The sequence below is a fragment of the Arcticibacterium sp. genome (assembly GCF_055134445.1).
Genome location: NZ_JBSRVI010000083.1, coordinates 99,599 through 113,303, shown reverse-complemented (window position 1 = coordinate 113,303; position 13,705 = coordinate 99,599). Strand labels below are relative to the sequence as shown.

10 protein-coding genes are annotated in these 13,705 nt (G+C 38.9%); 5 read left to right on the top strand and 5 right to left on the bottom strand.

The window, feature by feature from the left end:
* Positions 1-115: 115 nt before the first annotated feature.
* Together ACTBZY_RS10970 and ACTBZY_RS10965 are read right to left on the bottom strand one after the other, a co-directional pair.
* The gene (locus ACTBZY_RS10970) at positions 116-472 is read right to left on the bottom strand and encodes a hypothetical protein (RefSeq protein WP_463046384.1); all 357 of its coding nucleotides are present in this window, start codon (positions 470-472) and stop codon (positions 116-118) included.
* 93 nt (positions 473-565) lie between these two features.
* Positions 566-1,069, bottom strand: coding sequence for a hypothetical protein (locus ACTBZY_RS10965; RefSeq protein ID WP_463046383.1), 504 nt, complete (start codon positions 1,067-1,069; stop codon positions 566-568).
* Between ACTBZY_RS10965 and ACTBZY_RS10960 the strand changes: the two genes are divergently transcribed.
* Positions 1,068-2,198: a serine hydrolase gene (locus ACTBZY_RS10960; protein WP_463046382.1), complete on the top strand. Its 1,131-nt coding sequence runs from the start codon at positions 1,068-1,070 to the stop codon at positions 2,196-2,198. The genes ACTBZY_RS10965 and ACTBZY_RS10960 overlap by 2 nt on opposite strands.
* Here ACTBZY_RS10960 and ACTBZY_RS10955 read toward each other — a convergent pair.
* Both ACTBZY_RS10955 and ACTBZY_RS10950 read right to left on the bottom strand, forming a co-directional pair.
* Positions 2,191-3,258, bottom strand: coding sequence for a mannose-1-phosphate guanylyltransferase (locus ACTBZY_RS10955; RefSeq protein ID WP_463046381.1), 1,068 nt, complete (start codon positions 3,256-3,258; stop codon positions 2,191-2,193). The genes ACTBZY_RS10960 and ACTBZY_RS10955 overlap by 8 nt on opposite strands.
* A complete protein-coding gene (locus ACTBZY_RS10950; protein ID WP_463046380.1) occupies positions 3,248-4,318 on the bottom strand; it encodes a DUF3089 domain-containing protein in 1,071 nt (356 codons plus the stop codon). Before ACTBZY_RS10950 ends, ACTBZY_RS10955 begins: the two co-directional genes overlap by 11 nt.
* Positions 4,319-4,409: 91 nt before the next feature.
* Between ACTBZY_RS10950 and ACTBZY_RS10945 the strand changes: the two genes are divergently transcribed.
* The 4 genes from ACTBZY_RS10945 to ACTBZY_RS10930 all read left to right on the top strand — a co-directional run bounded on the left by ACTBZY_RS10945 (position 4,410) and on the right by ACTBZY_RS10930 (position 12,956).
* Positions 4,410-7,529, top strand: coding sequence for a TonB-dependent receptor (locus tag ACTBZY_RS10945; RefSeq protein WP_463046379.1), 3,120 nt, complete (start codon positions 4,410-4,412; stop codon positions 7,527-7,529).
* Positions 7,530-7,709: 180 nt separating this feature from the next.
* A complete protein-coding gene (locus ACTBZY_RS10940) occupies positions 7,710-9,926 on the top strand; it encodes an NADP-dependent isocitrate dehydrogenase (RefSeq protein WP_463046378.1) in 2,217 nt (738 codons plus the stop codon).
* 99 nt (positions 9,927-10,025) lie between these two features.
* Complete coding sequence (locus ACTBZY_RS10935; RefSeq protein WP_463046377.1) at positions 10,026-11,915, top strand: T9SS type A sorting domain-containing protein; 1,890 nt, start codon at positions 10,026-10,028, stop codon at positions 11,913-11,915.
* Positions 11,916-11,963: 48 nt separating this feature from the next.
* On the top strand, positions 11,964-12,956 hold the full coding sequence (locus ACTBZY_RS10930; protein WP_463046376.1) for a Gfo/Idh/MocA family protein: 993 nt from the start codon (positions 11,964-11,966) through the stop codon (positions 12,954-12,956).
* A gap of 6 nt (positions 12,957-12,962) precedes the next feature.
* Here ACTBZY_RS10930 and ACTBZY_RS10925 read toward each other — a convergent pair whose 3' ends face one another.
* A complete protein-coding gene (locus ACTBZY_RS10925) occupies positions 12,963-13,697 on the bottom strand; it encodes a polyprenol monophosphomannose synthase (protein ID WP_463046375.1) in 735 nt (244 codons plus the stop codon).
* Between the last annotated feature and the right edge of the window lie 8 nt (positions 13,698-13,705).

Sequence of the window (13,705 nt, the reverse complement as noted above, 5' to 3'; positions counted from 1 at the left end):
GACTTTTTTTTGTTTAGGAAACCACGGGGCATTCGGATTCCTGGAATGAATGTTTTTTAATAAAATCTGGACTGAAAACGAATTGTTAGAATAAACAATCGTTTAAGAAGCACTATCAGGGTGCATTAATGGCTATGTGTAGTTCGAAAAGCTTATCGAAATAGGAATGCCTAAAAACAGGCTGAATGAAACTATTAGCCCATTCTGCCAAAGGCAAAATTTTAATTTCCGGGCTTACCAGAAATAGAATGTCATTTGTAAAACTAAAAGCATGGGAAGGAATAACTACTTGAGACGAAAACTCACTTAAGTAAGTTTGCTTATCTCCAGAATCATCATCTCCTTGCCCTGTTTGAACAGTAGATTCCGTCACAACCTGATGTTTTATCAGGTCTTTAGATAGCACGGCACTGAGCATAAAAATGCTCATGATAACGCCAAACGCTCTAATAATAAGACGGTTTTGTTTCATATATAAGCGGCAAATCTACAATCTTTTATCAAAAAAAATCAATAAATATGCCATATTTCGTTGTCGACAACTTTTAGATGACCAAAAATGAGTTTAAAAAGCTCTAATAATATCGCCTTTTTTGAAACTTACTTTACCTAAACTCCCATTCTCCTTTTCAGAAGAGAGTTGGCAATTAGCACTGTTTAAAGGAAAATAAAACGCATATAGTGTATCCGAGAGTTTTTGATAGGTGGAAGGAAAAGTACCCCCGTTCTCCATAGCATAATTGAGGGCCTCCAAAATTTCCTTTTCTTTTTCTATGTCAGAGCTATAGGTCATCATATCTAAAGACTCCAAGCTAAAGCTTGTTATGGCCTTTAAAGAATCCAATCTCTCGGTCATCCTCTTGCAATCTTCTATCGATAGCATCTTTTCTATTTCAGAACCTTTCTTATTAACCGACAAAGTAATATCCGACTCAGAAATTTTCTTTATTTTTCTGTTTTCCATTTCCTCTTTTAAGCTAGAGGTATCTAGACGCTCAATATTTCCATTGCAAGAAACCAGTGACCATGCAGAAAAAACCAGGAGGAATTTGACTAATTGATGTAACATGAATATTAAATCTGTAACGATTCTATTTCTTTTAATCTGCTCTTTTTCTTTAAAAGGTCAAAAGACCCACGCTTCCTTTAAGAGAGCCCTTTTTAAGAATGATAAACTAAGGCCTTTATTAAAGGATGCTCAAAATTACAGGATACAGATAATATACACTCCCATAAATGGAAATAAGATAGGTAAAACAAAATACTTCCATTATTCGCCCCATCATTACTTCTACCCTGCAAGTACCGTGAAACTGCCTGCCGTACTGCTAAGTCTCGAAAAATTAAATGAATTAAAAATTGACAGGAAAGCAACTTACACCAGTTTCTCAAACATTGAGAATTACCCTTCTGTAGAAACTTCAGCCAAGGAAAGTATATCTAATTACATCAAAAAAATACTCTTGGTAAGTGACAACGATGCCTTCAATAGACTTTATGATTTTTTAGGAACGAATGATTTCAATGACAAATTGGCTAAAAAGGGCTACTTAAATACCCGAATTAATCACAGACTTTCGGTCAGTCTAAGTCAAGAAGAAAACCAAGCTACCCCTAAAGTAGGCTTAGGTCAGCATTATTATCAAGAACCTAAAATATCCACTCATTCCTATCAGAGCTCCAAAAAAATACCTCTTGGAAAAATGTACATCAAAGGGGACGAAACCATTCATGAACCCATGGACTTCGCTGCTAAAAATCAGTTTGACTTACTGGACCAGCACCGAATGCTCCTCTCCATATTTTTCCCGGAATCTATTGAAGCAAAAGCCCACTTTGATCTCACAGAACCCCAACTTAGCTTCGTGAAAGACTATATGAGCAGAATGCCACGAAATGCTGGTTATAACGAAACCAACTTTCCAGATAACTTCGGTAAGTTTTTTGTTTTTGGAGACCAGAATGGAAGGATTCCAGATAATATTAAAATCTTTAATAAAATAGGTGGGGCATATGGTTTTTTGATGGATAACGCACTTATAAAGGATAAAAACTCAGGCAAAGCCATGATACTATCTGCAGTGATATATGTCAATAAAAACGAAACCCTAAACGACGACACTTATGAGTACGACAGTTTAGGGCTTCCTTTCCTTGGAGAGCTGGGAAGATATTTATTAGAATATACTCCTAAATAAACTCCTCTCCCACGTTTTTAGCATCCGACACAAACTGCTTCACTTTTTGCTCGTCTTCCAATTTGCAAATCATCAAAACATTGTCAAACTCGGAAACGATAAACCCTTTCAGTCCATTTATCACCACTAATTTATTTTTTGGCGTTTTAACAACACACCCTTCCGTATCATATATAAGGACGTTTCCGTCAATAGAATTGGACTCTTCATCTAAGTTAGAGTTATCGTAAACCGAACGCCACGTCCCTAGATCTGACCAGCCAATGTCACTTTTAACCACGAAGACGTTGTCGGCTTTTTCCATAATGGCGTTATCTATGGAAATACTTCTACATCTAGAATAGGCTCCCTCTAAAGATGTTTTCTCCTTGGTGGTGTAAAAATCCTTTTGGGCCGCATTAAAGGCGTCCGCCATTTCTGGCAAATACTTAGCAAAAGCCAAGGTTATAGAGGCCGCAGACCATACAAAAATCCCTGCATTCCAAGTATAATCACCGCTTTCAATAAACATGGTTGCCAATTCTAAATTTGGCTTTTCCGTAAAGGCCTTGACTTTTTTTACCTCTTCCTCTGCATCGTTAAATTGTATGTAACCGTAACCTGTATTCGGATGCGTCGGTTTTATGCCTAGCGTTACCAGAGCATCGTTATTTTTAGCGTAATCTATGGCTACGTTTATTTTCTTCTTAAACTCTTCTTCTTTTAGAATAATATGGTCGGCAGGTGCCACTACGATGTTGGCGTGAGGATTCATCTTCTGAATCTTATAACAGGCATATCCTATACATGGTGCTGTATTCCTTCTGCCAGGCTCGCATAATATTTGGTCTTCCGACAAAAATGGCAACTGCTCTAAAGTTAATTCTTTGTACTCATGCCCCGTAACGACGTATATGTGTTCTTTTGGACAAACGCCTTCAAATCTGTCCGCTGTCTGTTGTATAAGTGTGCGTCCTGTTCCGAGAACATCATGAAATTGTTTAGGGAAAGTCTGGCGGCTGAAAGGCCAAAATCTTGTTCCAACTCCGCCTGCCATTATAACCAAATAATTATCTTTCATTCGTTCTGTTTTTATGTATGTAACTAGCTATACGCAAATCTACATTTTCTCGGATATTCATCCAATATAAATTTATATCCGCCCTATGCCATATTTTGGACTTGATCAAGCCACTTCCTAAAATATTCGGCTTCCCGATCCAAAGCAGTCCGTCTTTAACCTGAGCATCCACTGGGCTTTTTACAAATTTAAATTTCAAACCCACACCTCCACTATTCAATTTATAGTCGGCATAAGAATCGTCTGTTTTCCATGTGAGCGGATTGGTACATATGGCTTTATTCAAACCATCCTCATAATAAGAAGGATAATAACCGGTAGAAAAAGTGTTCCATGTCACAAAACCTCCAAAAGACGCTGCACTAGAACTGGCTTCAATCCCCTCAAACACATCTGGCTTCAATGGCATACCTATTAAATAGGCCTCTACCAATTTTTCTTGAAGCGGTTTCCCATCAAAATAGTCTTTTAAAAGCCTAACGGCATGAATTGTACCCTGAGAATGAGATGCGATTACTATTGGTCTGTCTTTATTATAATGCTCTAAATAATATTCAAAGGCTCTTTTTACATCTTCATAAGCCAAATCAAGAGCCTTTTCCGTTGAAAATTCATCGGATGATGTAAAAGCCGAATAATGTGCTTGCCTATAACGAGGAACATAAATTTTACAAGAGCCATTGAATGCCGTACACTGATTCAAAACTGGCAATTGATCAATTTTTAAATTCAATTCTTCATCTTCTACAGAGGCATTCCATTTATATTCATTTGATGGCTCATAGGTATAAATGGTAGGATAAATAAAAAAAACATCCGCCTTGGCATCTGCTTGACCATCCTTTAAACCAGACCGTTTTGGAACCTTATCTGCCATGTCTTTTAAAGTCGGCAATGCGGACCAATGAGCATCTAAGGAATAGTCTGGTTCAGGTGGAATTGGTGACTGATCGAAGCCAATTTCAAGACTAAAAAATTTCTGGGCAGCGGTACTTTTTGTAAATAGAACTGAAAAAAGAAATAATAAGACAGAAAGTTGTCGCAAATGAATATTTATCATAATTTATAGTTTGAATTGAATAATAATAACATTTGATTTGCACATAATTATAACCGCAAGAAACTTTATCAATAATTAACAAACCAAAACGATGTATAAACTAAACATAAGAAAGTTTTTGCCAGTAACCCTTTTACTATTTCTGGCAGTCTTTATTTCTAATGCTCAAACGAAGATAACTGGAACCATTTCAGATTCTGACACAAAAGAACCTTTAATCGGTGTAAGTATTCAAGTAAAGGGCAAAATTATAGGAACAGTAACGGATGTCAAGGGGGAGTTCGAGCTGAACACCTCAACACCTACACCTTTTCAGATTTCCATAACTTATATTGGTTACCAAGGTCAAGAAATTGACATAACCAGCAACAACACAAACCTTCAAATTTCTTTAGACGAGCAGGCTATTTTAGGACAAGAAATTGTGGTGGCCGCCTCAAGGGTTGAAGAAAGTGTGATGAAATCTCCGGTAACGGTAGAAAAAATGGACATCAGAGCCATTCAACAAAACGCATCTGCTAGCTTTTACGAAGGCCTAGCCAACATGAAAGGAATTGATGTGACCACCCAAGGTCTTCTTTTCCGCTCCTTAAACATGAGAGGCTTTGGTGCTACTGGAAACCCAAGAACCGTTCAGATGATTGACGGAATGGACAACTCCGCTCCAGGTCTTAATTTCCCTATGGATAACATCGTGGGAATTCCAGAGCTAGACCTAGAAAGTGTTGAGGTGCTACCAGGAGCAGCTTCTGCTCTTTATGGCCCAAACGCCATAAACGGCCTTATTTTAATGAATTCAAAAAGTCCGTTTTTGTATCAAGGTCTTAGTGCCAATGTAAAAACAGGGGTTATGGTAGCAGATAATAGAGACAAGGTTACAACGCCTTTTTATGATGCTACCATTAGGTATGCAAAGGCATTTAATAACAAATTCGCCTTTAAAGTCAACTTATCTTACTTGGCGGCAGATGACTGGCAAGCCACGGATTACACCAACCTAAATGCAGCCTCTGGCAATCCATACGAAACAGATGGCACAAACATCTACGGAGACGAAGTACAGGCTAACTTAACCACAGTGGCCAATGGTCTTTTGGCTAGCCCTGCCGTTCCAGATGCTTTAAAAGGTCAGCTAAAAGGAGCGTTAGATGCTGGTTTAGTGCCAAATTCCAATGTTAGTAGAACAGGGTTTATTGAGAGAGACTTAGTGGACTATAACACAAAAAGTTTTAAAACCAACGTCGCTTTACACTACAGACTTAATGATAGAATGGAAGCTATTGGCCAGTTCAATTACGGATATGGTACAACTGTTTATACAGGAACTGGTAGATACTCTTTAAGAAACTTCAATTTGGCTCAGTATAAATTAGAACTAAGAGGAGACAATTTTAGCTTGAGAGGATATACTACGCAAGAGCGTTCTGGTCAATCTTATACTGCAGGTCTTGCCGCTGTAGCCATGCTTAATAGCGTAAGCCCACATGCCAACTGGTTTGGAGAATACCTTCAAGGGTTTTTAGGCGGTAAACTTGCTGGAGCACCTGATGCAACTGCACATGCAACCGCAAGATCTTATGCGGATAGAAATCTGCCTACACCTGGTACTGCAGAATTTTCAACATTACTTGATGCCAATAGAGATAAAGACATTGTTAACGGCGGTGGAGCCTTTTTAGAGAAAACCAACATGTACCATGGAGAAGGCGTTTTTAACTTCAAGAACCAGATTACATTTATGGATCTTTTAGTGGGTGCCAATGTTCGTCAATACCAACTTCGTTCAAACGGAACGCTTTTCGCGGATACTAAAGACGGCAGAACTGGTTCGATTCCGATTAACGAGTGGGGTGGTTTTGCTCAAGCGGCCAAAGAAGTATTTGATGGTCATTTAAAATTGACTGCTTCCATGCGTTATGACAAAAACGAGAATTTTGAAGGTCAATTTAGCCCGAGAGCTTCTGCTGTAACTTCATTTGGAAACTCAAACATTCGTCTTTCTGTACAGCAAGGATTTAGAATCCCAACTACACAGAATCAGTACATTGATTTAAGAACTCCAGCAGGAACACTTATTGGTGGTTTACCTGAATTTGAAGGTAGATACAATCTTACTAACGGAATTTCTTTAGTAACACTAAATGAATTTGCGTCTAAAGGACTTGCTTACTTCTCGCCAGCAGAACAAGGTTCTATTATTCAAAATGCTACTAATTATGCCATTGCTGCTCTTACTCCTATTATTACGCCATTAGTTATTCAAGGAGTTCAACAGCAAGTGACAGCAGGTGTTACCGCCCAAGTTCAGCAGGCCGTACAGGCTGGTCAGATAAAACCAGAAGATGCTCAAGCTGCCATAACCGCAGGAGTAACAGCCCAAATGTCAAGTCCGCAAATTCAAGCAACGATAGCAAGTCAAGTGGCCTCCGCAGTGGGAGAAAGAGCCCCAGCAGTGGTAGCACAAGTTGCTCCAGCCTATGCCACTGCAGCCCTTCCAAAATACCAGCCAAAAAAACTACAACCAGAAAAAATACTTTCATACGAAGTTGGATATAAAGGAGTTATTGGCAAAAAATTAATTCTAGACACTTACTACTACTTCAGTAAGTATACTAACTTCATTGGTGGTGTATCTGTAGTTGTTCCTACTGCTGCTGCAGGCCCAGGTCTTCCAATTGAATCTGGCGTTGCCAGTGCTAGTACAAGATTAGGGTATTCTAGACCCGCAAATACCAACCAAGACATCACGGTGCAAGGTTGGGCTGCTCAATTAGACTATTCGTTGCCAAACAGATTTACTGTTGGCGGTAATATTGCCTTTAACCAATTAAAAGGATTTACGCCGTCTCCTGAATTACAATACGCTGGTTTTAACACACCAGAATATCGTTATAATTTAAGCTTCGGAAGAAGAATAGCTCCAGGAAACGATTTTGGATTTAATGTGAATTTCAGACATCAAGACGCATTCTTGTGGCAATCTAGTTTTGTGGTTCCTACCAATGCCAACTTAAGTCCATACCAAAACACTACTGTTCCTAAGGTGAACAACATAGATGCACAAGTGAGCTACAAGCTTTCTTCTATTAAGTCTATTGTTAAACTAGGTGGTTCTAACATTGGTGGTAAGCCATACATCCAAGCCTTCGGAAGTCCATCAGTAGGTTCTATGTATTATGTGTCTATAACCTTTGATGAATTACTGAATTGATAAGATACTAATTGACAATTTTTTCAGATGGTAATAAATAAAGAGTTCTTGGTTTCCAAGAACTCTTTTTGGATCTAGATTGAACCAAAATTTCTTACCTTTGCAGCTCTTTGAAAAAAGAAATAGATTCTATTATTTTATATGGCCAGAACCCATAACAGATTTTAAAACTAACAATTCATGTCAAAAATAATTTATACCATTACGGACGAAGCTCCGGCATTAGCTACTTATTCTCTACTTCCTATCATCAAAGCTTTTACTTCAAAGGCTGGAGTAGATGTAGAAACCAGAGATATTTCTTTAGCAGCTAGAATTCTTTCTGTTTTTCCTGAATACCTATCTGATGGCCAAAAGCAAAGTGATGATTTGGCTGAATTGGGCGAATTAGCAAAATCTCCAGAAGCCAATATTATAAAACTTCCAAACATCTCTGCTTCTGTACCTCAGTTAGAAGCAGCCATTAAAGAATTACAATCTCACGGATTTGCTATCCCTGATTATCCAGAAGATCCTCAGACAGATAAAGAAAAGGCAACACTAGCCAAATACAATAAGATTAAAGGCAGTGCAGTAAACCCTGTTTTACGTGAAGGAAACTCTGACCGTAGAGCACCTAAAGCTGTAAAAAACTACGCTAAAAATAATCCTCATAGCATGGGAGCATGGTCTAAAGACTCTGCTACGCACGTATCTACGATGAGTTCTGGCGATTTCTGTTCTAATGAAAAGTCAGTAACCGTTTCTGCCGCTACGGATATAAAAATAGAGCACGTAGCTACTGACGGAACCGTGACGGTCCTAAAAGACAAGTTTGCATTATTAGAAGGTGAGATTATTGATGGCACAGTCTTGAGCAAAAAAGCTCTTATCACTTTCTTAGAAGATCAAATTGCCGATGCAAAAAGCAAAAACGTTCTTTTTTCCCTTCATATGAAAGCCACTATGATGAAGGTTTCTGACCCTATCATCTTTGGTTTTGCGGTTAAAGTATTCTTCAAACCAGTTTTTGAAAAGTATGCAAGCACCATTTCTAAATTAGGTATAGATGTTAATAATGGTTTCGGAGACCTTCTTAATAAAATAGAAACGCTACCAGAAAACGAAAAAGCAGCCATAAAAGCAGACATTCAAGCTTGCTACGAGAACGGGCCAGCCTTAGCCATGGTAAATTCTGACAAAGGAATTACTAACCTTAATGTGCCTAGTGATGTCATTATTGATGCCTCTATGCCTGCCATGATCAGAACTTCTGGCCAGATGTGGAATGCCGCAGGGCAGCAACATGACACTAAAGCCGTAATTCCAGATAGCAGCTACGCCTCTGTTTACGAAGAAACCATCAACTTCTGTAAAGAGCACGGTGCTTTTGACCCAACCACAATGGGAAGTGTTTCTAACGTAGGTCTTATGGCTCAAAAAGCAGAAGAGTACGGCTCTCACGACAAAACTTTCCAAATAGCTAGCGACGGAATTGTTCGCGTGGTAGATGCTAACGGAACTGTTTTAATACAACATAATGTAGAAGCGGGAGATATTTGGAGAGCTTGTCAAGCAAAAGACGCTCCAATTCAAGACTGGGTTAAACTAGCCGTTAATAGAGCTAAGGCTACTGGAACTCCAACCGTTTTCTGGCTAGATAAAAACAGAGCACACGATGCTCAGATAATTGAAAAAGTAAACAAATACTTACTAGACTACGACACCAAAGGTTTAGAGATATCTATAATGTCTCCTAAAGATGCGACTCGTTTTTCTCTTGAAAGATTAAAAAAAGGGGAAGATACCATTTCTGTAACCGGTAATGTTTTAAGAGATTATTTAACCGATTTATTCCCAATATTAGAAGTAGGTACTTCTGCCAAAATGCTTTCTATTGTTCCTTTAATGAACGGTGGCGGTCTTTTTGAAACTGGTGCTGGAGGTTCTGCCCCTAAGCATGTAGAACAATTTACAAGTGAAAATCACTTACGTTGGGACTCTCTTGGAGAGTTTTTAGCCATTGGTGTTTCTTTAGAACACCTAGGTGAAAAAGATCATAACGCAAAAGCTAGAATCTTAGGCGAAACCTTAGATGCGGCTACAGAGACGCTTCTTTTAAACAGAAAATCTCCTTCTAGAAAAGTGAATGAATTGGATAACAGAGGAAGCCACTTCTACGTAGCCATGTACTGGGCTCAAGAATTGGCAAAACAAACGGAAGACAAAGATCTTCAAGCGTTGTTTACCGACATTTCTGCCAAGCTTACTAAGAATGAAGACCAAATAGTTAATGAACTTAATAAGGTACAAGGCAAGCCTGTAGATATGGGTGGATACTTCCAACCATCTGACGAAAAAACGTCTGCTGCTATGAGACCATCTGCGACCTTAAATGGCATTATAGCTGCTCTTTAAGCTATATTTTCAGCTTAAAACCAAGCCCTGATTGCTCGTCAATCAGGGCTTTTTTTGTAGGCATGGATTTTGTATACCTCAAGATATATGACCTTTCCTATGAATTTATATAAGCTTCTTTTCGCTTTATTGTCTATATCCATAAGCACTAAAGCACTTTCCCAAACCTATAGTATAGCGGGGCAATATTCCTTTGGTGGTGATGAAGATGATGGTGCATATGATCTCATCAAAACTGCCGACAATGGCATTATCATGGTGGGCTCAACCAACTCTAAAAACAGTTTCGATGTAGGGGAATCCCAGGCTTTCAGAGGAAATGGCGGTAGTGATTTTTGGGTTATAAAAATCAATAAAGATGGAAAAGTGATGTGGTCCAAAACCTTTGGAGGTTCTGAAAATGACGAGGCCACCAGTATCGCCAAAGCTTCAAACGGCGAATATATTATTGTGGGCTCCACAAACTCTACAGATGGAGATGCCAACTATAATGGCACAAACGGCGGTATCCTTATGATTAGAATCAAAGAAGATGGCACTGTGGTTTCAAAAAGAATTATCCCCGGTGGACGCAGGTTTACTCAAGACACCTATCATTACGCCGACTCATTTTCTAAACCAACCGTAAAAGTCTCTAACGACGGCTTTATTTTTATTGGAGGCACACATGAAATAGGTTCATCTCCTTATAAAGCAAAACAGTTTTATCTTACAAAATTGACACCCACAGGTGATACGCTTTGGCAGAAATATTTCGGTAGCGACTTCGATGAACAAATGTCGAATCTAGAAATTGCCTCAAATGGAGACATTATTATGGTTGGAAGTACCACTTCTTCCGCCGCACAAATTCCTGGAGCCGGAAACGGGAACTTAGATTTTTTAGCAATGAGGGTAGACAACAACGGAATCATGATATGGCAAAAAGCCTACGGCGGAAATAACATAGACGCCTTACATGGCATTATTGAAAATCATCAAAAAAATGGTTTCGTTTTAGTAGGAGAAACGAGTTCAGCTCAAGGAAACATATCAACGACCGCAGGAGGTAAAGATGCCTATATCCTTGAAATTGATGCCAGTGGCAACATAAAATGGAAAAAACCTTATGGTGGAGATAGTAACGACAACCTTTATAATATCGTTTATAACGGAAGTTCCAGGTATTTGGCATTTGGAACCAGTGACTCTAGACTCACTGGCGTAACTTCTAAGGGCCCCTTAACTGATGTTTTAACGCTAACCATCACCAGTACTGGTGTCATTGAAAATGCTGGCCAATACGGCGGAGAAGATTTAGATGTAGGTCGCGGAGGTATCATTTTAACAGATACGACCTGGGCCATTGCAGGGGTTAGCAGATCTTCCTCTACCGACTTAAATAAAAACAATGGTGAAAATGACTTTTGGCTTTTAAAGCTTGGCAACCCCACTCCTATTGACATAACCGACTTTAGAGGTTTTAAAAATAACGCAAACGAAGGAGATATAAGCTGGAAAACCAATTATGAAAACGGGGCTAAATCAATCATACTAGAAAAAAGTGCAGATAATGTAAATTTTGTAAGTCTTAAAACTTTTAGCATTTCAGGAAACAGTACTTCCAAAAAGTCTTATACCTACGTAGACCCTCAGCTACGCTATGGCACTAATTATTACAGACTAAAATATACTGGCACCGATGGAAAAGCCTATTCAGGGCCTAGTCTGCTCATTGACTTTTCTCCTCTGGCAGTCACTCCTGAGCTCAAAAGCTTAGAACTTTCTGTATATCCAAACCCAACGAACGATAGACTTTTTGTTTCGGTATTTGACCCACTCGCACAGGTTTCCCTATTTGACATAAGAGGGGTGAAAATTAATTTAGCACCTACTTATTCAGAAAACTCGGGGTGGGTTTTCAATATGAAACAGTTAAAATCAGGCTCTTATATCCTGAAAATGGTTTCAAAAGAGCAAACTCAATCTAAACGCATTATTAAAAACTGATAATTAATTGACCCTTTTCTTATAAATTAGAAGCTCAAAGTAAAAATTATGAGCAAAACCATCCATTGGGGTATTATTGGAATAGGGCGAATAGCCGAAAAATTCGCAACAGATTTAGCCACTGTTAAAAACGCAAAACTGGTAGCCGTGGCTTCTCGGTCCGAAGAACGAGCAAAAGATTTTGCAGATAGATATGGGGCACCTCACGCCTTTAGTGCTTATGACGAAATCTTCAGTGTTTCGGATTTAGACGCCATATACATAGCCACTCCGCATACTAGCCATGCCGTATCTACTAAATTATGCTTAAACAAAGGCATAGCTGTTCTTTGTGAAAAGCCATTTGCGATGAATGAGTTAGAGGTGAAAGAAATGATAGATCTTGCGAGGTCTAAAGATACTTTTTTGATGGAGGCTCTTTGGACAAGATTCCTTCCTAGCACCAAAAAGGTTTTAGAAATAATAGCTTCTGGAGGCATAGGTGATATTAAAAGTTTACAAGCAGACTTTGGCTTTATCCCGCCATTTAAACCAGAAAGAAGGGTTTTAAATGCCGACTTCGGTGGTGGTGCATTCCTGGATATTGGGATATATCCCGCATTCCTCTCCTTACTTTTATTAGATTATCCCTCATCTATTCTAGCCGCCAGCACTATGGGACCTACGGGTGTTGATGAAACCACAGCGTTTATCTACCAATACGAAAATAAAGCTATGGCAAACCTGAGCTGCACTTTTGGAGCCCGAACCAATACCGAAGCCTTTATTTATGGCACCAAAGGAAAAATAGTCATAAAGAGCATGTTTCATCAAAGCAAAGAAATTGTCTTTACTCCAGAGGATGGAGAAGCACAAACATTTAAGTTTCCAAGAGAGACTTGGGGATATAATTACGAAATAGAGGAAGTGAACGAGTGCCTAAGGAATGGCAAAAAGGAGTCTGATTTATGGCCGCTATCGCAGAGCCTTAAACTGATACAACTCCTAGATGAAACCAGAATGAACGCTGGGATAAGATATAAAACAGATGGTTCTCTTTAAAGAGAACTATCTTTCAAACTTCTTAAACCAACTCCATATTTTCATAATCACGACACCAAATACCGCTTCTTTAAAGATGCCAGAAGACATCTTTGATACCCCTTTTGTGCGGTCTGTAAAAATAATTGGCACCTCTTCTACTTTGAACTTGTAGAGGTAGGCATTGAATTTCATTTCTATCTGAAAAGCATATCCTACAAAAGTGATCTTATCTAACGGAATGGTTTCTAAGACTTTTCTGGAGTAACAAACAAAGCCTCCTGTTGGATCCATAAAAGGCATACGAGTAAGCATTCTAACATAAACACCTGCAAAATAAGACATCAATACCCTACCAATGGGCCAGTTCACGACATTAACCCCTGAGATATATCTGGAACCTATCGACATGTCATTTCCTCCATTCTTGCAAGAATCATAGAGCCTTACCAAATCATCTGGGTTATGAGAAAAATCTGCATCCATTTCAAAAACAAACTGATAAGCTCTTTTTAAAGCCCATCTAAAACCATGAATGTAGGCGGTTCCCAACCCCAGCTTTCCAAGTCTTTCTTCTATATGTAACCGTCCTTCAAATTCGCCCTGCAATGCTTTTACAATATGAGCCGTTCCATCTGGAGAGCCGTCATCTACTATAAGAACATGAAAAACAACAGGAAGACTCATCACCTTTCTAATGATAGCTTCAATATTCTCTTTCTCGTTATAGGTGGGTATAATTACCAGGTTCTCTTCCGCCATTTCCTTCT